The sequence below is a fragment of the Sphaerisporangium sp. TRM90804 genome, assembly GCF_029846175.1.
In the GTDB taxonomy this organism is placed as follows: domain Bacteria; phylum Actinomycetota; class Actinomycetes; order Streptosporangiales; family Streptosporangiaceae; genus Sphaerisporangium.
Map to the genome: position 1 here is coordinate 19,084 of NZ_JARWAC010000034.1, position 18,224 is coordinate 37,307.

Below are 18,224 nucleotides of genomic sequence, written 5' to 3' on the forward strand. Positions count from 1 at the left end.
CGGTCTCGGCCGGGTGGGGCGGCGGGGGCCGCCGCGAACGGGAGAGCGGGTCGGTGCCGTGGTGGGGGTTGGCGGCGGGCGAATGCAGGCAAGCTCTTCAGGGAGCGGCGGGAGCCGCCGCCGCGGGGTGAGCGGCAAGCCGGTTCGCGTCCGGGGAAGGGAGTGAGCGTGGAGGGCCGGATCACCGGAGGGTCGCCGACGGCGGGGCGCGTGTGTCGCCGGGACGGTGGCGTGCCGTCCGCGCGGGTCTGATGGCCGGAGCCTGGGAGCGAACCAGGTCGGGGCTGTCGCGCGCGGGAAGCGCCGCCGCGGGCGCCGGGCGCCGCACTGCACGAGCGGGCCGCGCCGCCACCCGGAAGACCGGGAGCGCCGGCCGGGCCGCGGCGACGGGAGCGGCGCGCGCCGGGCGCGGCGTCGGCAGGGCCACCCGCCGGCTCACCCACGCCCAGGGCGCCGACCGCACGGGGCTCGGGCGCCTCATCGAGCTGACCGCCGTCCACGGTGCCGGCGACACCCTCATCACGGTCGCGCTGGCCGGCACCCTGCTGTTCGGGCTGCCGGTCGACCAGGCCCGCGGCCAGGTGGCCCTGTACCTGCTGATCACGATGCTGCCCTTCGCCGTGGTGGCGCCGTTCGTGGGCCCGGTCCTCGACCGGTTCCGGTCGGGCCGCCGCTACGTCATGGCCGGGACGCTGTTCGCGCGCGGCCTGCTCTGCTGGGCCATGGCCGCCGCGATCGGCCCGTCGGACGCGGTCACGCTCTTCCCGGCCGCGCTCGCCGTGCTGGTGCTGTCCAAGGCCTACAGCGTCTCGCGGGCGGCGACCATGCCCAGCGTGCTGCCCGCCGACATCAGCCTGGTGACGGCGAACGCCAGGGTCGCGCTGTTCTCCCTGGTCGCGGCGGGGGTCGCCGCGCCGGTCGCCGTGGGCCTGACGAGCTGGCTCGGCGCCGACTGGGTGCTGCGCGGCACCATGGTCGTCTTCCTCGCGGCCGGCGTGGGCACCATGCGGCTGCCGCGCCACGTCGACGCCCCCGACATCGAGCTCGACGACGGCGCGCTCACCGGCGAGCGGAGCCTGGACGGCTCTGGCCATACCCCCTCGGCCGCAACGGGGTCCGGCGCGGGCGGCGTCCGCGAGGCGGGCGGCCGGGCACGGCGGTGGCGCACGCTGCTGAGCCTGGGCCCGGTGGTCACCGAGGCCATGTGGGCCAACGCCGCGGTCCGCGTGCTCTCGGGGTTCCTGCTGTTCTTCCTGCTCTTCCTCGTCCAGGAGGGTCACCTGCGCGGCGGCGGCCTGTCCAAGGAGCTGACGATCGCCGTCCTGGCGGGCGGCGCCGGGGCGGGCGGCCTGCTCGGCGCGGTGGTCGCGTCGTGGATCCGCGGCCGTTCCCCGCAGCTCATCGTGCTCTTCGCCGTGGGGCTGGCGACGGCCGCCGCCGCCGTGGGCGCGGTCTTCTTCGGGCTCTGGGCGGCCGTCGTGGTGGCGGCGGTGGCCGGGTTCACCCAGGAGGTCGGCAAGCTGGCGCTGGACGCGATCGTCCAGCGCGAGATCGGCGAGGAGGTGCGCTCGTCGACGTTCGGCGTGGTGGAGGCCCTGCTGCAGATCGCCTGGGTCGGCGGCGGGCTGGCCGGCCTGCTGCTCTCGCTGCTGTCGGGCCGCACCGCCGGGCCGATCGGGCTGGCGGTGGTCACGGCGGGCCTGCTGGCCGCGCTCGCCTGGCTGGTCACCTCCCGGCGGCGCCGCCTGCGCGCCGCGAAGGCGCGGGTGCGGGCCGAGCACGGCGAGCCGCACCCCGCGCCGAGCGAGCCCGACGGCTATCCGCAGCCCGCGCAGACGACCAAGCCGCTGACCAACCCGCACGGCTGACCGCCGCCCCTCGCCGGCGCGGGGGCGGTGGTGCGGTGGCCATGGGGACGCCGGGCCGGCGCGGCGCGCGGGAGCGCCGGCCGTCCGGGTCAGGCGTCGATGTCGTCGGCGACGGCGCGCAGCACGGTCGCGATCTTCTTCGCGTGCGACGGGTCGGGGTGCTTGCCGCGCTGGTAGGAATCGGACACATCGTCGAGCAGTTTGATCAGGTCCTCAACGATCACGACGAGTTCGTCCGGCTTCTTGCGCTTGCCCTTCGGCTTGGCGGCCTTGGCCAGCACCGGCGGCTGTTCGAGCACGCGGACCGAAAGCGCCTGTTGGCCACGGCGGCCCTCGGCTACACCGAACTCGACCTTCTGACCCGGCTTGAGCGCTTCAACGCCCTTGGGGAGCGCTGACGAATGGACGAATACCTCGCCGCCGTCGTCGCGGGTGAGGAAACCGAAGCCCTTGTCAGCGTCGTACCACTTGACCTTGCCAGTAGGCACAGGGGTGACCTCGTTCAGACTGTCATGAATGGTAGATGGAATGTAGGTTATGCCCACCCGGGGCGTCAGATGACCGTCGAAACGCCCCCGATTTCCCGGGCCCGCCACGCCTCGAACCAGGCGGCGAAGCCGGTCAGGTCGGGCAGCACCACGTCGGCTCCGTGATCTCGCAGAGCCTGCTCGGTGTACGGGCCGGTCGCCACGGCGACGCTCAGCGCGCCGCCCGCCCGGGCCGCCTCGATGTCGGCCACGTGGTCCCCCACGTAGACGGCCGCGCCGAAGTCGGCGATGGCCATCCCCTTGCCCGCGCCGAACACCAGGCCGGCCACCTCGTCGACCTCCAGGCCGAGGGCCTCCACGGTGCTGCGGGCGTCGCGGGTGTTCTTGGCGGTCACCACGATGACCCGGCCGCCGTGCCGCCGCACCTCCGCGACGGCCTCCGCCGCGCCGGCCATCAGCGTGGTCAGCGGAACCGCGGTGACCGCGTAGAGGGAGCGGTAGAGGTCGGCCGCCGCCGCGATCTCCTCGGGCGGCAGCCAGTAGGTGAGCTCGTGCTCCAGCGGAGGGCCGAGGCGGCTGATCACGAGGTCGCTGTCGATCACCACGCCCAGCCGCTGGGACAGTTCGTCGAACGCCGCCGCGATCCCCGCGCGTGTGTCCGCCAATGTCAGGTCGAGGTCGAAACCCACCGAATACATCGTTAAAGCATGCCAAACCTCTGCGAACCGCGCGACAAAGGGGTATTGATAGCCCTCACAGCCACATTCAGCCGGATATAGGGGTATTACTCCTGTTCAGCGGGTCATCGTCAGCATCGGCCGCCGAGGCGGCGGTGGGGGCGGACGGAGCAGCCGGTAGCCGAGCCACAGCACGCCGCCCGCCGTACCGATCATGAACATCAGCCCGCTGACGTGCCAGAACGAGGCCACGAACGCCTGGAACCCCTCCCCCGGCTCCTCCGAGGACCGAAGGGCGCCCAGCACCACGCCCCCGGCCGAATAGGCCACCACGGGCGCCGTGGCCCCGGCCACGCGGTCTCTGAAGGCCCAGGCCTCCCCCGCGAGCACCGTGACCGCCCCGGCCGCCCACACGAGCACCGGCACCGGGAAGATCGCGAGATACGGCAACGGCAGCGGAATGAGCAGCGCCGCCAGCACCAGCAGGGCCATGCCGGCCACCTCGCGGCGGTCGTCGCGCAGGATCGTCGCGGCGTCGCGCCCGTCGGCGGACACCGGGTCGCGCAGGTGCGCGCCCATCGGCACACGCGTGCCGGACGACGGGACGGACGTCCCACTCGGCCTGCGGGCCGGCCGAGAGAGCGGCGGCCGGCCGGAGCCTGCCTCGCGCACCACGGAGGGACCGGCGCCGGGACGCGCGCCCCCGGCGGCGGCCTTGAGGCCCTCGGGGCCCAGGGGGCGGACGCCCTCCACCAGGACGGTCTCCTCGGCCACGACAGGCCGGCCGTCGCCGACCACGGCCGTGGGGGCGTCGTCCACCACGGCCGGCAGGACCTCCGTCGCGGAGTCCCCGAAGTCGTCCGCGCCGGGTGCCGGGGTCTTGGGCGTCTCCGGAACCCACGGCCGTCGACGGTCGGCCCCCGGCGGCGGGAGGGAGCGGCCCCGCGAGGAGCCGGGGACCACGCGACCGCCCCCGGCGAACGGGGCCGGCCGGCCCGCGGACCGGCCCGGGCGCCCGCCCGAGAACGGGCTCGGACGGCCGCCGCCGGAGGACGGGAGCCGCCCGCCGCCCGGCGAGGGGACGGGGCGGCCACCCGCGGACGGCGCCGCGCGGGCAGCCGAGCCCGCCGCGGGACGCCCGCCCGCCGACGGCTGCACGCGCCCGCCGGAGGGAAGACGGCGCCCGGTCGAGGGCGGGGGAAGGCGGCTCTCGGAGGCGGGCCGGCCGGCGGCGTCACGGCGGACGGACTGCTGGTCGGCGGCGTCGAGCCGCTGGAGCTCGCGCTGGAGCAGCGCCGCCGGGTCGCCGAACCGGGCGAGCACCTTGCGCACCGTGCCGAGGTCTTCGGCGCCGCGGCGCTCCTCCTCGATGCGCGAGCGCAGGCGCCGGACGAAGTCGAGCCGCTCCTCGGTGCGCAGCACGCCGTGGGCGAGGTCGGCGACCTTGCTGACATACTCCAGGACGAGCTGGTCGGCGCGCTCGATCACCCTCGCCATACTGCCCCAGGCCCGCCGACGCCCGTGCCGTTTCCCCGAAATGACCGCCCGGCGCCGAGGACGGACGACCCCCGCCCGGGAGACCGCGGCACCGCGTGATCGAACCGATTGGCGTGCTATGGCCCATGGGCTCCTACGATGGAGGGACGTTCCCGCGCTGGGAGCGGGCGTACAGCACGAGGGTGGACAGGGGGTTCGGCCGACCGTGACGAACGCCGAGTTCACCGAATGGCTCCGCGACCTGTCCGACACCGGGCTGCGCGCGCTCGTCGCCGCGCGCCCCGAGCTGATCACCCCGGTCCCCGCCCACATCGAAGGGCTGGCGATCCGCGCGGCCAGCCCGTCGGTCACGGGCCGCGCGCTCGACCGGCTCAACCGCTTCACGCTGGCGGTGGTGGAGACCCTCGTCGTCATGACGGCCGAGGACGGCCCCGGGCTGCCCTACGACGAGCTCCACCGCGCCCTCGCCCGGTCCGTCCCCTCCCAGGACGCCTCCCCGCCGCGGCCCGCCGAGGCGAGCGCCCCGCGCCCGTCGCGCAAGGCACCCTCGCGAGACGTCGCCGCGGGTCTCGGCACCCCGCTGCGCGAAGCCGTCGACCACCTGCGCGCGGCCGCCCTGATCTACGGCCCCGACGACGCCCTGCGGCCCGCGCCGGGCGTGCGCGAGGTCTCCGAGCACCCGGCCGGGCTCGGCCCTCCGGCCGCCGAGGTGTTCCGGCACCACCCCCCCGAGCGCCTGGAAGAGCTGGCCGAGGCCGTCCACCGCGGCCAGACCGCCCGCGGCGGCTCGGTGGTCGACCGGCTCGCGGGCCTGCTCGCCGAGGGCGGCATCGTCGAGCGCCTGCTGCGCGACGTCGGCCCCCAGGCCCGGGCCGCCCTGGAGGAGCTGGCGTGGGGGCCGCCCACCGGCCGCGTGCCCAACGCCCGCCGCCAGGTCACCCTGGAGACCGCCCAGTCGCCGATCGAGCAGCTCCTCGCCCGCGGCCTGCTGGCCGCCAACAGCGACGACAGCGTGGTGCTGCCGCGCGAGGTCGGGCTGGTGCTGCGCGGGGGCCGCGTCCATCGCGACCTGTGCCCCACCCCGCCGCCGCTGACCGGCACCGCGCGCGACGCCGAGCTGGCCGGGCGCACGGCCGCGAGCCAGGCGTTCGCGTTCACCCGCACGGTGGAGGAGCTGTGCGAGCGCTGGAGCGTCGACCCGCCCGGCACGCTGCGGGCCGGCGGGCTGTCCGTGCGCGACCTCAAGCGCACCGCCCAGATCCTCGACCTGCCCGAGTGGACGGCCGCCCTGGTGGTGGAGGTCGCGCACGCGGCGGGGCTCGTCGCCGCGACCTCCCCGGCCGACGGCGAGTGGGTCCCCACGACGGCGTACGACGGCTGGCGCGTGAAGGCCACCGAAGACCGCTGGGAGGCGCTGGCCGGCGCCTGGCTCGCGGGCGACCGGGTTCCCGGCCTGGTGGGCGAGCGGGACGACCGCGACCGCCTGCTCAACGTCCTGCATCCCGAGCTGCGCCGCCCCGCGGCGGCGGAGGTGCGGCTGCGCACGCTGGCGGTGCTGGCCTCGGCCGGCCCCGGCCTCGCGCCGTCGAGCCAGTCGGTGCGAGAACGGCTGGCCTTCGAGCAGCCCCGCCGCCGGGGCGCCTACCGCGACCAGCTCGTGGAGTTCACCCTGCGCGAGGCCGAGCAGATCGGCGTCATCGGCCTCGGCGCCATGCCGGCGTTCGGCCGCAGGCTGCTGCCCGCCTCCGCGCGCCAGGCGCCCGCCCCGGCCAAGCCCGCCGGTAAGGGAGCGGCGCGCAAGAGCGCGGCCGGCACCGCCGCCGAGCTGCTGGCGCCGCTGCTGCCCGAACCGCTCGACCACCTGCTGCTGCAGGCCGACCTCACGGCCGTCGCGCCCGGGCCGCTCGTCAGCGAGCTGGGCCGCTGGCTGGCCCTGGTCGCCGACATCGAGTCCAAGGGCGTCGCCACCGTCTACCGGTTCGGCGAGCAGTCGGTCCGGCGCGCGCTGGACGCCGGCTTCAGCGCCGAGGACGTGCTGGCCATGCTCGAGAAGCACTCCACGACGCCGGTCCCGCAGCCGCTGCGCTACCTGGTGACCGACGTCGCCCGCCGGCACGGCCGCGTCCGGGTCGGCACGGCCGGCGCCTACGTCCGCTGCGACGACCCCGGCGTCCTGGACGAGGTGATGGCCGACAAACGCGCGGTGCCGCTGCGCCTGCGCCGGCTCGCCCCCACCGTGGTGGCCTCGCGCAGCTCCCGTGTGGTGGTGGTCGACTCGCTGCGCGCGCTCGGCTACGCCCCGGTCGCCGAGTCGTCCGAGGGCGACGTGGTGGTGAGCAGGGCGGACGCCAGGCGCACGGAGCGGCCGCCGTCGGCCCGGTCGTTCCAGGTGCACTCCGGCCCGGACACCGACGTGGTGGCGGCGGCCGTGCGCGCGCTGCGGGCCGGCGACGCCGCCCACCAGGAGCGCAGGCAGCCGGTGGCGGCCCCTGACGGGCAGGTGCCGCGCTCGCCGTCGACGGGCACGATCACCGTGCTGCAGGAGGCCATCCGCCAGGGGGCGCGCGTCTGGATCGGCTACCTCGACTCCCAGGGCCACGCCACCAGCCGCATCCTGGAGCCCGCCCGCATGGAGGGCGGCTACCTCACCGCCTACGACGAGACACGGGCGGCCATCCACCGCTTCGCGCTGCACCGCATCACCGGCGTGGCCGACGTCGGCTAGCCGCACCACCCGCGGGCCCGGCGCGCGGGGCTCGTCAAGCGACGGGAAAGCGGGACTGATCCGGGCTCCCGCCTTGTTGGATAGGCGGACGGACCACCGGGCGGTGGCCGTGCGCGACCCCGATCGGAAGAGGAACACCGTGTCTGATGGTCCGTTGATCGTCCAGTCGGACAAGACGCTGCTGCTGGAGGTCGAACACGCGCGGGCGGACGAGTGCCGCAAGGCGATCGCGCCCTTCGCCGAGCTGGAGCGCGCTCCCGAACACGTCCACACCTACCGGGTGACGCCGCTCGCGCTGTGGAACGCCCGTGCGGCCGGGCACGACGCCGAGCAGGTCGTCGACGCGCTGATCGGCTTCAGCCGCTACCCCGTCCCGCACGCGCTGCTCGTCGACATCGCCGAGACCATGTCGCGGTACGGCAGGCTCCGGCTGGAGAAGTCCGAGGAGCACGGCCTCACCCTGACCAGCACCGACAAGGCGGTGCTCGAGGAGGTGCTGCGGTCGCGGAAGATCCAGCCGATGCTCGGCGCGCGCCTGGGCGACGACGCCGTGGCCGTGCACCCGAGCGAGCGCGGCAACATCAAGCAGGCGCTGCTCAAGGTGGGCTGGCCGGCCGAGGACCTCGCCGGGTACGTCGACGGCGAGTACCACGACATCACGCTCACCGAGGACACCTGGGGCCTGCGCCCTTACCAGCGCGAGGCCGCCGACGCGTTCTGGCACGGCGGCTCGGGCGTCGTCGTGCTGCCCTGCGGCGCCGGCAAGACCATCGTGGGCGCGGCCGCCATGGCGCACGCGCAGGCGACGACGCTCATCCTGGTCACCAACACCGTCTCGGCCCACCAGTGGAAGCAGGAGCTGCTCAAGCGCACCTCGCTCACCGAGGACGAGATCGGCGAGTACACCGGCACCCGCAAGGAGATCCGCCCGGTCACCATCGCCACCTACCAGGTGATGACGACGCGACGGCAGGGCGTGTACCGCCACCTGGAGCTCTTCGACGCGCGCGACTGGGGGCTGGTCATCTACGACGAGGTCCACCTGCTGCCCGCGCCGATCTTCCGCATGACCGCCGACCTCCAGGCGCGGCGCCGGGTCGGGCTGACGGCGACGCTGGTGCGCGAGGACGGCCGCGAGGGTGACGTGTTCTCCCTCATCGGCCCGAAGCGGTACGACGCGCCGTGGAAGGAGATGGAGAACCAGGGGTGGATCGCGCCCGCCGACTGCGTCGAGGTGCGGGTCACGCTCACCGACGCCGAGCGGCTGGCGTACGCGATGGCCGAGTCTGAGGAGCGCTACCGCTACTGCGCCACGACGCCCTCCAAGACCCGCGTCACCGAGACGCTCGTGCGGCGGCACGCGGGCGAGCAGGTGCTGGTCATCGGGCAGTACATCGACCAGCTCGACGAGCTGGCCGAGCACCTGAACGCGCCCGTCATCAAGGGCGAGACGCGTGTCAAGGAGCGGGAGCGGCTGTTCCAGGCCTTCCGCGACAAGGAGATCCAGGTGCTGGTGGTGTCGAAGGTCGCCAACTTCTCGATCGACCTGCCCGAGGCGTCGGTGGCGATCCAGGTGTCGGGCACCTTCGGCTCGCGCCAGGAGGAGGCCCAGCGGCTCGGCCGGGTGCTGCGCCCGAAGGCGGACGGCGGCGGCGCGCGGTTCTACTCGGTGGTCAGCAGGGACACCGTCGACCAGGATTTCGCGGCGCATCGCCAGCGGTTCCTCGCGGAGCAGGGGTACGCGTATCAGATCATCGACGCGGACGACGTGCTCGCCAGCGAATAAGGCGCTGAGCGGCACGTCGTCGGGCTTCCCCCACCTACCCCCAGGTATACGTGCCTAGGAGCCGGCATTCAGGTCCACGAAATTCCGTCGGCCCTGTACACCGCGTCACCCCCCCTGCGTATTGGCCCCTTCTGCGCCAAGTTCGGCATACCCTATGATCTAACGAAATCACAAGGTTTGTCCCGCTTTTTGGGGATTTTGGTATACAACAACGCACCGTGTCGGTGACATCACCGACCGACCATCCCGCCGACGTAAAGCACGCCTAGGGCGAATATCCACGAGGCCGTGGCGGCCCCAACCAGTATCAGGGACTTTTGCGGATATCTATGCATTACTGGTGGCAATAGTCCACCAAGGGTGCAGCACGCCGCCACGATCGCGAACATGCCCGACAGCGTCGAGACGACGGTCAGCCGGTCCACGCACGACTCAGGCGTCTCACCTTCCCCGCAGAACGCCTCCAGCCCCCACCCCGCGAAGACGGACAACGTCCAGAGCCCGCCGAGCAGCAGGTTCGCCATGGCGGGGATGACCGGGGACACCGCCACCTCGGTTCGCGTCGTCACCCTCACGAAGTACCCAAAGGCCAAGTCTCGGCAAACTCCGGACAACTGGTAGATCGCCCGGCCCGCCGGACCCGCGTCACAGGCAGCCCCCGCCGGAGGCCGAACGTATAAGCTTGTGGGTTCGCCCACCCTGTCACGCGTTCCGTGCCGCCTTCGCCTGCCCGCCCGCTCGCGTCCCGCCGTCCGCTCACGCCCAACCGTCCGCCCGTCGCCGCCGGTCGTCCCGCACGTCTGTCCATGCCCCCGCCGCCCGTCACGTCGTCTCCGACGGCCGGTGTCGCCCAACCATGCCCGCGACGCCGCCGCCCTGCCCTCGCCATCATCCCGACTTCCGAAGGAGCCCACCAGCATGCCGGGACACCAGCTGGCCCCCGACATACCCGACGAGAACCCAACACGGCATGACGATCCCACCGAAGTGCTGGACGCCGAGCGCACCCACCTCGCCGTCTCCCGCGCCGCGCTGAAGGCGATGCGCCGGCACGCCGAGTCGCTGTCCGCCGACGCCGCGGGCGACTGGGTGTCACAGCAGGTGCTGCAGGGCCTGCTCGACAAGCGCGTGGCCGCCCTCGCCGACCATCCCGACGCCCCGCTGTTCTTCGGCCGCCTCGACAGGTTCGCCGACGACGACCTCCCCCGCACCATCCACGTCGGGCGGCGCCACGTGCACGACGACGCCAGCCACCCCCTGGTGATCGACTGGCGGGCGCCGGTGTCCCGGGCGTTCTACCAGGCGCGCCCGTCCGACCCGATGGGCGTGCGGCTGCGCCGGCGTTTCGGCTTCCACGGCGGCGAGCTGACCGCCTACGAGGACGAGCCGCTCGACCAGAGCGGCGCGGTGCACGAGTCGCGCATCCTGACGCAGGAGATCGAGCGGCCCCGCACCGGGCCCATGCGCGACATCGTCGCGACCATCCAGCCCGACCAGGACGAGATCGTCCGCGCCGACCTCGGCCACACCGTGTGCGTCCAGGGCGCGCCCGGCACCGGGAAGACCGCCGTCGGCCTGCACAGGGCCGCCTACCTGCTGTTCACCCACCGCGAGAAGCTGGCGCGGTCGGGCGTGATGATCGTCGGGCCGAACCGCGCCTTCCTGTCCTACATCTCCTCGGTGCTGCCCGCCCTCGGCGAGGTGAAGGTCGACCAGACCACCGTCGCCGGCATCCTGGGCGACCACGCAGCCCCCGAAGCGCCCGCCGTCGCCACGCTCAAGGGCGACGCCCGCATGGCTCCCGTCCTGTACCGCGCGCTGTGGCAGCACATCAGCAAGCCGGAGGAGGGTTTGCTGATCACGCGCGGCGTGAACCGCTTCCGGGTCCCCGACCACGAGGTGCGCGAGATCGTCGCCTCCCTGCGCGGCACCACCCGGTACGGCCCCGGCCGCGCCGCCGTAGCCCAGCGGCTCGCCCACGCGGTGCTCGTGCGCATGGAGCAGCGCGGCGAGTCGCCCGACGACCGCGTGCAGGACGCCGTCGCCCGCTCCAAGCAGGTCAAGCAGCTCGTCGAGCAGGTCTGGCCCCGCGTGACGCCGCAGCAGGTGCTGTACCGCCTGCTGTCCGGCGGCGAGGCCCTCACCGCCGCCGCGAAGGGCGACCTGACGCCCGAGGAGTGCGCGCTCCTGGTGTGGCCCAAGCCCCCGCGGTCGTGGAAGTCGGCCAGGTGGTCCGCCGCCGACGCCGCGCTGCTCGACGAGCTCGCCGACCTGATGGAGCGCACGCCCACCCTCGGCCACGTGGTCGTGGACGAGGCGCAGGACCTGTCCGCCATGCAGCTTCGCGCGCTCGGCAGGCGGTGCCGCACCGGCTCGGCCACCGTGCTCGGCGACCTCGCCCAGGGCACGACCCCGTGGTCGGCCCGGTCGTGGGAGGAGGTGCTGTCGCACCTCGGCTTCACCGAGGGGTCGGTCACCGAGCTGACGCTCGGTTTCCGCGTGCCGCGCGAGGTGCTCGACTTCGCCGCCCGCCTGCTCCCCTCCGTGGCACCCGGCCTGGCGGCGCCCCGGTCACTGCGTCCCGGCGCGGGCTCGCTCACGGTGCGGCGGACGCAGAGCCCGCCCGGCGCCGTCGCCGAGGCCGTCGAACGGGCCGCCCTCCACGAGGGGTCGGTCGGCGTCATCGCCGCCGACGACGCGGTGCCCGCCCTCGCGGCCGCGCTCACCGCTGCCGGGGTGGCGCACGAGGTGCTCGGCCCGGAGTCGCCCGGCGGGCACCGGGTCTCGGTCGTCCCGGCCTCGCTCGCCAAGGGCCTGGAGTACGACCACGTCGTGGCCGTCGAGCCGGCCGACATCGTCGACGCCGAGCCGCGCGGCCTGGCCCGCCTCTACGTCGTCCTCACCCGCGCCGTCACCACGCTCACCGTTCTCCACGCGCGCGACCTGCCCGACCAGCTTCACTGACCCGGATATTCGGGAGCGCCCGAATACCGATATTCGGCGACCGATAATAACCCGTCATCACCTCATTACCGATAGCTACGCTTTATCGTGATCACTGGCTATAGTGAACGCTATATAGCAACGGGCGCGGGGGTAGCGCGATGGTCGCCGAACTTGTCCTGGCAGTCCTCTATCCATTCGTCGGCAAGCTCACCGAAGACTTTCTGAACAGGCGGCGCAAAGGCGTCGACATCGCCGAGATCCAGGAGCAGGTCGTCCGCCTGATGGCGAGCCAGCGCGCCGTCGAGACCGAGCTGGCGGACGCCCGCGTCACCGTCCTGGCCCTCACCCGCCATCTGGTCAGGACGCAGGGGCAGACGTTCGTCCTGCACGGAGACCGCCTGGAGCTGCTCGCCGGCCAGGAGCCGGGAAGCGGCGTGGGCCCCGTCATCGAGCGCTTCAGCTCCTCGGTGGAGCAGCGCCTGCACACGCGGCGGGCCGCGTCCGGCCCGCCGCACGTGCCCGCGCGGGCACCGGCGGCGGCACCGGTGTCGGCCGCCGACTCCGCGGAGGCGCTGAACAGCTTCTTCGACGGGTTCGAGGAAGAGATCATGCGAGCCAGACGCGGCCAGGAGCGCTGAATGACCGATGTGGTACTGCTCGACCGGTTCTTCACACGCGTTCACCTGCACCTGGTCGCCACCTACGGCGACACCGGGCGGTGGCCCGTCATCATGGGCGTCTTCGGCCGGGCCGGCGACGGCAAGTCGATCCAGCTCTCGGCGGCCCTGGAACGTTGCAGCGTGGAGCCCCTGCGGCTGAACGCCGCCGACCTGGAGAGCGGGCTGGCGGGCGAGCCGGGGAAGCACATCGCCCGCACGTACGCCACCGCGTCACTCGCCCTGGCCAAGGGCGTCCCGACGGCGCTCGTGCTGGACGACGTCGACACCACCGTGGGCGAGTGGGAGCAGAACACCGGCACGGTGAACCACCAGCAGGTGCTCGCCGAGCTCATGCACCTGGCCGACCGGCCGGTCGACCCCGCGCGCAACTTCCCCCGGCGCGTCCCGGTGTTCGTCACCGGCAACAACCTGTCGCGGCTCTACCCGCCGCTGCGCCGGCACGGGCGCATGGACGCCTTCGCCTGGCGGCCGAGGCCGCAGGAGGTCCGCGAGGTGCTGTACGGCATGTTCATGGACGTCTGCGACGCCGCGAGCCTCGACCGGCTGGCCGAGGAGTTCCCCGGCGAGCCGCTGTCGTTCTTCGCCGGGGTGCGGCAGGCGCTCACCACCGCCGAGCTGACCGAGCTCCTGAAGCTCGTCGGCCACGACATGCGCGCCTTCCTGCGCGCGAACGGCGCCTCCTTCGGCGGCGACCTGGGCAGGCGCCGGATCACCGGCACCGGTCTGATCGCGGTCGCCGAACGGGTGCGGGCGGAGCGCGACGCCGCCCAAGAGGACTTCCTGGCGGACAACCATCACGGAGGGCGGCCGAGATGAGCGTGCAGACCTACACCTACACCTGGACACAGACCCGGCTAGAGTCGATCCAGGACCAGTTCCGCTTCCTGCTCACCTACGGCGACATCGCCGAGGCGTACATCGACCAGGTGGTGCAGGGAGTGAGCCTGAAGGCCGTCGAGTCGATCGGGCTCTTCGGATGCGACCACACCGGGCTTCGGGTGATCGAGGTCGAGCTGCGCGTCGACTGGTCGCTGCACGCCCAGCTCACCCTGAGCATGCCCTCGATCACCGGCGGCCTCTCGGGCTGGGACGGCCGCCAGGCCCCGGAGGTGAAGGTCGCGGGGCGCCGATTCGCGGAGACCGCCAAGCGGATGCGGCTGGACACCAACTACTGGGTGCAGTTCACCGCGGCCATCAACAACGACGCCGTCGTCTACAAGCAGTGGCTGGCCTACATGAACCTCGGCGGCGGAGCCCCCGCGTGGAAGCACGCGCCCCAGGAGCGCTCGGAGACGTTCCTGGACCTCGGTGAGGCCAACGTCTTCATGCGGCGGGCCGGCCACGGTTAGGCCGCCCGGGGCCCGCGCTCGCGGTGCGCGTCACCGGTCGAGCCGGCCGACGTGCGCCGCGAGGAGCCGCCACCCGTGGTCGTCGTCGTGGATCCAGGTGCGGGTGTACCGCACGCGCGCGGAGAACCGCGTGCCCGACAACTCGCCGGACAGCCTGCCCAGGAACCACGTGACGCCGGTGCGGCCGACGACGAGCACGGTCAGCTCGTCCTCGACGACCTGCGTCAGCCTCTGCTCGCCGGTGCGGTGCACCCGCAGGTCGTCCTGCTTGTCGAACAGGTCGCCGTCGGGGCCGGTGAAGATCAGCCGATCGTCGAGCAGCTCGTCCAGCGCGTTCACGTCCGAAGCGAGCTGGGCCGCCTGCAGCCTGCGCTCGGCCGAGCGCAACTCGGCGGTGCGGGTGTCGTCCGTCATGACGACAGATCCTCACACACCAGCGCGCTCCCGCCCGCACCTTCGCTCTCAGCGTGGCGCGCTCAGCCCGACGGGCCGAACAGCACCAGGGGTCCGGTCTCCGGGCCGGCGGTAAAGGCTCCCGGGGAGGCGTGGGGACCGTCGCGATGTGATCGGGGGCTCGCGAAGGCGAGCCGCGGCACTGCGGGGGCGGTGGGGGGAGCGGTGGTGCGGGGGCCGAGGGCTGGGGCGCGGTTTCCCGGGGCGGTCGGTGTCACGCCTGGATCCGGGGAGAGCGGCCGGTGGTTCAGCGGGCCGGGGTGTTTCGGCGGAGCGGTTTTCTTAGCTGTGGCCGGTTCGCGGGGGCTTCGGCGGGGACGGGTCTCGTCCGCGATGCCGGCGGGCCGGTCGGCCGGTGTATCGGTTTTACTGGTTCAGTTGTTCTGCCGTGTCGTTGGTATTGAATTCGCCTTTTCGATTTCCGCTGTCAGTCCCAGGTGGTGCCGTTGTCGTCGGCGGGGATCTCGCCCTCGGCCAGCAGCTTGGCGGAGTCCCAGGTCGTGCCGTCGTCGTCGCTGGTGGAGGCGGAGTCCCAGGTGGTGCCGTCCTTGTCGGCGGGGGTGTCCCAGGTGGTGCCGGCCACGACGTGGGTGCTTGGGGCGTACTCGGCGGCCTGGCTCGTGGCGGCGTAGAGGCCGATCGCGGCGGTGAGGGAGACGGCGGCGGAGACGAAGCCGGCGGAGATCTTGGCGGTGAGGGAGGTCGTGGAGTTCATTTCTTTTTCCTCTTTCCGGTGGTTGTTTTGTTTTCTTCTCGCACAACCAACTCTCCGCTTTTCGAGGCTTCGGAACCAGATGAATGGACGGCAGCAAGCTGCCCGCCGCTGGCACCTTGCTGCCACCCTCCGCGGCCCGCCCCCATTGGCTCGGGCGCGGCGGCGGCGGTAGCTTCGTCGTTCATGAGCGCGCCTGAGACCACCGATGTGACCGTGAGAACCGCCGTGCCCGGCGACGTGGAGGCGGTGCTCGCCTTCTGGCGGGAGGCCGGGTACAACACCGCCGGGCGGAACGACACGCTCGACGCGGTGGAGCGCCTGGTCAGCCGCGATCCCGAGGCCCTGCTGATCGCCGAGATCGACGGGCGGACGGTGGGCACGCTGGTCGCCGGCTGGGACGGCTGGCGGTGCCACCTCTACCGGCTGGCGGTCGACGCCGGACACCGCCGCAGGGGCGTCGCGCGCACCCTGCTGGCGGCCGCCGAGGCACGCTTCGCCCGGCTCGGCGGCACGCGTCGACGCCATGGTGGAGGAGGCCAACGAGCAGGCCCACCAGGCGTGGACGGCCCTGGGCTACACCTCACAGCCCGGGGTGGCCCGCTGGGTCAAGCGGTTGAACGCCGGCTCCTGACCCCCGAGCCGGCGTGCGGCCGGGCCCGCCCGCGGGCGCACGCGAGAGTGCGCCCGCATCCCGGGCGGCGAAGCGACCGGCGCGTCAGACCGCCCGGTCGGCCACGATGGGGGTGAGGGCCGTCACCGACGCGAGAGGCACCCATGAAGTACATGCTGCTGCTGTTCGACCCGGAGAACTACTGGGAGTCGGTGTCGGAGGAGGAGATGACCACCGCGCTGACCGAGCACCAGGAGTTCGCGCGCTACCTGCGCGAGCGGGGCGTCGAGTTCTCCGGGCAGGCGGTGCACCCCGGGCAGGAAGCCGTCACCGTGCGGCCCTCCGCCAACGGCCCGCAGGTCGTCAAGGAGCCGTTCGTCGAGCTCAAGACCGACTTCGCGGGCTACTACCTGATCGACTGCGCCGGCCTGGACGAGGCCCTGGAGATCGCCCGGCACTGCCCGATGGGCGCGGGCGTCGAGGTGCGCCCCGTCTGGGAGGCCCCCTGAACGGCCGGGCGACGCCAAAGGGCCACCCCCGGTGCGGTCCGGGGATGGCCCTTTCGGTGAGGCGATGAGCCGGGGCTCAGAAGTCCATGTCGCCGCCGCCGGGCATGGCGGGAGCGGCCGGGTTCTTCTCGGGCTTCTCGGCGATGACGGCCTCGGTGGTGAGGAACAGCGCCGCGATGGAGGCGGCGTTCTGCAGCGCGGAACGGGTCACCTTGGCGGGGTCGATGATGCCCGCCTCGAGCATGTTGACGTACTCGCCGGTCGCGGCGTTGAGGCCCACACCCTGCTCGAGGTTGCGGACCCGCTCGACCACGACGCCGCCTTCGAGGCCGGCGTTGACCGCGATCTGCTTCAGCGGCTCTTCGAGGGCCTTGCGGACGATCGCCGCACCGGTGGCCTCGTCGTTGAACAGCTCCAGCTTGTCGAACGCCTTGGCGCCCGCCTGCAGCAGCGCCACGCCGCCGCCGGGGACGATGCCCTCCTCGACGGCCGCCTTCGCGTTGCGAACGGCGTCCTCGATGCGGTGCTTGCGCTCCTTGAGCTCGACCTCGGTCGCCGCGCCGGCCTTGATGACGGCGACGCCGCCGGCCAGCTTGGCGAGACGCTCCTGGAGCTTCTCGCGGTCGTAGTCGGAGTCGGTGTTCTCGATCTCGGCGCGGATCTGGTTGACCCGGCCGGAGATCTGCTCGGGGTCGCCCGCACCGTCGACGATGGTCGTCTCGTCCTTGGTGATGATCACCTGACGGGCGCGGCCCAGCAGGTCGAGGGTCGCGGTCTCCAGCTTGAGGCCGACGTCCTCGCTGACGACCTGGCCGCCGGTGAGGACGGCGATGTCGGTCAGCATGGCCTTGCGGCGGTCGCCGAAGCCGGGGGCCTTGACGGCCACGGACTTGAACAGGCCGCGGATCTTGTTGACGACCAGGGTGGCCAGGGCCTCGCCCTCGACGTCCTCAGCGATGATCACCAGGGGCTTGCCGGCCTGCACGACCTTGTCGAGCAGGGGAAGCAGGTCCTTGTTGGCGGAGACCTTCGAGTTGACGATGAGCACGTAGGGGTCGTCGAGGACGGCCTCCATGCGCTCGGTGTCGGTCACGAAGTAACCGGAGATGTACCCCTTGTCGAAGCGCATGCCCTCGGTGAGCTCGAGCTCGAGGCCGAAGGCGTTGCTCTCCTCGACGGTGATGACGCCTTCCTTGCCGACCTTGTCCATCGCTTCGGCGATCATCTCGCCGATCTGCGGGTCGCCGGCGGAGATGGAGGCCGTCGAAGCGATCTGCTCCTTGGTCTCCACATCCTTGGCGATCTTGGACAGTTCCTCGCTCACGCGCTCGACCGCGGCCTCGATGCCCTTCTTCAGGCCCATCGGGTTGGCGCCGGCGGCGACGTTGCGAAGGCCCTCGCGTACCAGAGCCTGGGCGAGCACGGTGGCGGTGGTGGTGCCGTCACCCGCGACGTCGTCGGTCTTCTTCGCGACTTCCTTGACGAGCTCGGCCCCGATCTTCTCCCACGGGTCCTCGAGCTCGATCTCCTTGGCGATGGAGACACCGTCATTGGTGATCGTGGGGGCGCCCCACTTCTTCTCCAGCACGACGTTGCGGCCCTTGGGACCCAAGGTCACCTTGACGGCGTCGGCGAGCTGGTTCATACCGCGCTCGAGACCGCGCCGGGCTTCTTCGTTGAACGCGATCATCTTGGCTGCCATACGGCTAGACCTCCCAGATACAGGGTGGCTTGCAGCGGACCGAGCCGAAGCCCGCGACGGCATGTAGACCCGCACCCCCACGGCACCTGTCGCCGTGGATCGCCGGGCCCCATCGCCTCGATCCGTGGTTGTCACTCTCTACGTGAGAGTGCCAACGAACTGTTTAGCACTCTACCCGGTCGAGTGCAAGCGGCAACCCCTATGACCTGGGCGGCACAC

Annotated in this window: 17 protein-coding genes; 9 read left to right on the plus strand and 8 right to left on the minus strand. The window is 72.7% G+C overall.

Features of this window, described 5'->3' with window-relative positions:
- Positions 1-251 precede the first annotated feature (251 nt).
- Positions 252-1,868: an MFS transporter gene (locus PYR91_RS33675; RefSeq protein ID WP_279786592.1), complete on the plus strand. Its 1,617-nt coding sequence runs from the start codon at positions 252-254 to the stop codon at positions 1,866-1,868.
- 89 nt (positions 1,869-1,957) lie between these two features.
- On the opposite strand, the gene PYR91_RS33680 is transcribed toward PYR91_RS33675, so the two are convergent.
- From PYR91_RS33680 to PYR91_RS33690, 3 genes are all read right to left on the minus strand, one after another.
- Positions 1,958-2,356 (minus strand): cold-shock protein, encoded by a 399-nt coding sequence (locus PYR91_RS33680; RefSeq protein ID WP_279786593.1) that lies wholly within the window; start codon positions 2,354-2,356, stop codon positions 1,958-1,960.
- 65 nt (positions 2,357-2,421) lie between these two features.
- A complete protein-coding gene (locus tag PYR91_RS33685) occupies positions 2,422-3,054 on the minus strand; it encodes an HAD hydrolase-like protein (RefSeq protein WP_279786594.1) in 633 nt (210 codons plus the stop codon).
- 96 nt (positions 3,055-3,150) lie between these two features.
- Positions 3,151-4,521 (minus strand): hypothetical protein, encoded by a 1,371-nt coding sequence (locus PYR91_RS33690; RefSeq protein ID WP_279786596.1) that lies wholly within the window; start codon positions 4,519-4,521, stop codon positions 3,151-3,153.
- Between the two features lie 214 nt (positions 4,522-4,735).
- On the opposite strand from PYR91_RS33690, the gene PYR91_RS33695 reads away from it, so the two are divergent.
- Positions 4,736-7,255 carry a helicase C-terminal domain-containing protein gene (locus PYR91_RS33695; protein ID WP_279786598.1) on the plus strand — a complete coding sequence of 840 codons (2,520 nt, stop codon included), beginning with the start codon at positions 4,736-4,738 and terminating at the stop codon, positions 7,253-7,255.
- 139 nt (positions 7,256-7,394) lie between these two features.
- Entirely contained in the window at positions 7,395-9,041 is a 1,647-nt protein-coding gene (locus PYR91_RS33700; protein ID WP_279786599.1) for a DNA repair helicase XPB, read from the plus strand.
- Positions 9,042-9,271: 230 nt separating this feature from the next.
- Here the strand turns inward: PYR91_RS33700 and PYR91_RS33705 are convergent, their stop codons facing one another.
- On the minus strand, positions 9,272-9,565 hold the full coding sequence (locus PYR91_RS33705; protein ID WP_279786601.1) for a hypothetical protein: 294 nt from the start codon (positions 9,563-9,565) through the stop codon (positions 9,272-9,274).
- Between the two features lie 394 nt (positions 9,566-9,959).
- On the opposite strand from PYR91_RS33705, the gene PYR91_RS33710 reads away from it, so the two are divergent.
- The 4 genes from PYR91_RS33710 (at position 9,960) to PYR91_RS33725 (ending at position 14,016) form a co-directional block, all read left to right on the plus strand.
- Positions 9,960-12,005, plus strand: coding sequence for an AAA family ATPase (locus PYR91_RS33710; RefSeq protein ID WP_279786603.1), 2,046 nt, complete (start codon positions 9,960-9,962; stop codon positions 12,003-12,005).
- Positions 12,006-12,145: 140 nt separating this feature from the next.
- Positions 12,146-12,625, plus strand: coding sequence for a hypothetical protein (locus PYR91_RS33715; RefSeq protein ID WP_279786605.1), 480 nt, complete (start codon positions 12,146-12,148; stop codon positions 12,623-12,625).
- Positions 12,626-13,483 carry an AAA family ATPase gene (locus PYR91_RS33720; protein WP_279786606.1) on the plus strand — a complete coding sequence of 286 codons (858 nt, stop codon included), beginning with the start codon at positions 12,626-12,628 and terminating at the stop codon, positions 13,481-13,483.
- Positions 13,480-14,016, plus strand: a complete 537-nt coding sequence (locus tag PYR91_RS33725) for a hypothetical protein (RefSeq protein WP_279786608.1) — start codon at positions 13,480-13,482, stop codon at positions 14,014-14,016. The genes PYR91_RS33720 and PYR91_RS33725 overlap by 4 nt, the downstream gene beginning before the upstream one ends.
- 30 nt (positions 14,017-14,046) lie before the next feature.
- Here the strand turns inward: PYR91_RS33725 and PYR91_RS33730 are convergent, their stop codons facing one another.
- From PYR91_RS33730 to PYR91_RS33740, 3 genes are all read right to left on the minus strand, one after another.
- The gene (locus tag PYR91_RS33730; protein ID WP_279786610.1) at positions 14,047-14,430 is read right to left on the minus strand and encodes a nuclear transport factor 2 family protein; all 384 of its coding nucleotides are present in this window, start codon (positions 14,428-14,430) and stop codon (positions 14,047-14,049) included.
- 466 nt (positions 14,431-14,896) lie between these two features.
- Positions 14,897-15,184, minus strand: a complete 288-nt coding sequence (locus PYR91_RS33735) for a hypothetical protein (RefSeq protein WP_279781188.1) — start codon at positions 15,182-15,184, stop codon at positions 14,897-14,899.
- Entirely contained in the window at positions 15,181-15,369 is a 189-nt protein-coding gene (locus PYR91_RS33740; RefSeq protein WP_279786612.1) for a hypothetical protein, read from the minus strand. The genes PYR91_RS33735 and PYR91_RS33740 overlap by 4 nt, the downstream gene beginning before the upstream one ends.
- Here PYR91_RS33740 and PYR91_RS33745 point away from each other — a divergent pair.
- Together PYR91_RS33745 and PYR91_RS33750 are read left to right on the plus strand one after the other, a co-directional pair.
- The gene (locus tag PYR91_RS33745) at positions 15,368-15,931 is read left to right on the plus strand and encodes a GNAT family N-acetyltransferase (RefSeq protein WP_279786614.1); all 564 of its coding nucleotides are present in this window, start codon (positions 15,368-15,370) and stop codon (positions 15,929-15,931) included. The genes PYR91_RS33740 and PYR91_RS33745 overlap by 2 nt on opposite strands.
- 27 nt (positions 15,932-15,958) lie before the next feature.
- Positions 15,959-16,303, plus strand: coding sequence for a YciI family protein (locus PYR91_RS33750; protein WP_279786616.1), 345 nt, complete (start codon positions 15,959-15,961; stop codon positions 16,301-16,303).
- 76 nt (positions 16,304-16,379) lie between these two features.
- On the opposite strand, the gene groL is transcribed toward PYR91_RS33750, so the two are convergent.
- Entirely contained in the window at positions 16,380-18,005 is a 1,626-nt protein-coding gene (groL, locus tag PYR91_RS33755) for a chaperonin GroEL (protein WP_279786617.1), read from the minus strand.
- Between the last annotated feature and the right edge of the window lie 219 nt (positions 18,006-18,224).

Bases quoted from the DNA above. Each gene is read 5' to 3' on its own strand.
- groL (WP_279786617.1), bottom strand. From the start codon at position 18,005: ATGGCAGCCAAGATGATCGCGTTCAACGAAGAAGCCCGGCGCGGTCTC.
- PYR91_RS33735 (WP_279781188.1), bottom strand. From the start codon at position 15,184: ATGAACTCCACGACCTCCCTCACCGCCAAGATCTCCGCCGGCTTCGTC.
- PYR91_RS33720 (WP_279786606.1), top strand. From the start codon at position 12,626: ATGACCGATGTGGTACTGCTCGACCGGTTCTTCACACGCGTTCACCTG.
- PYR91_RS33705 (WP_279786601.1), bottom strand. From the start codon at position 9,565: ATGGCGAACCTGCTGCTCGGCGGGCTCTGGACGTTGTCCGTCTTCGCG.
- PYR91_RS33745 (WP_279786614.1), top strand. From the start codon at position 15,368: ATGAGCGCGCCTGAGACCACCGATGTGACCGTGAGAACCGCCGTGCCC.
- PYR91_RS33750 (WP_279786616.1), top strand. From the start codon at position 15,959: ATGAAGTACATGCTGCTGCTGTTCGACCCGGAGAACTACTGGGAGTCG.
- PYR91_RS33710 (WP_279786603.1), top strand. From the start codon at position 9,960: ATGCCGGGACACCAGCTGGCCCCCGACATACCCGACGAGAACCCAACA.
- PYR91_RS33730 (WP_279786610.1), bottom strand. From the start codon at position 14,430: ATGACGGACGACACCCGCACCGCCGAGTTGCGCTCGGCCGAGCGCAGG.
- PYR91_RS33715 (WP_279786605.1), top strand. From the start codon at position 12,146: ATGGTCGCCGAACTTGTCCTGGCAGTCCTCTATCCATTCGTCGGCAAG.
- PYR91_RS33725 (WP_279786608.1), top strand. From the start codon at position 13,480: ATGAGCGTGCAGACCTACACCTACACCTGGACACAGACCCGGCTAGAG.
- PYR91_RS33675 (WP_279786592.1), top strand. From the start codon at position 252: ATGGCCGGAGCCTGGGAGCGAACCAGGTCGGGGCTGTCGCGCGCGGGA.
- PYR91_RS33685 (WP_279786594.1), bottom strand. From the start codon at position 3,054: ATGTATTCGGTGGGTTTCGACCTCGACCTGACATTGGCGGACACACGC.
- PYR91_RS33740 (WP_279786612.1), bottom strand. From the start codon at position 15,369: ATGAACGACGAAGCTACCGCCGCCGCCGCGCCCGAGCCAATGGGGGCG.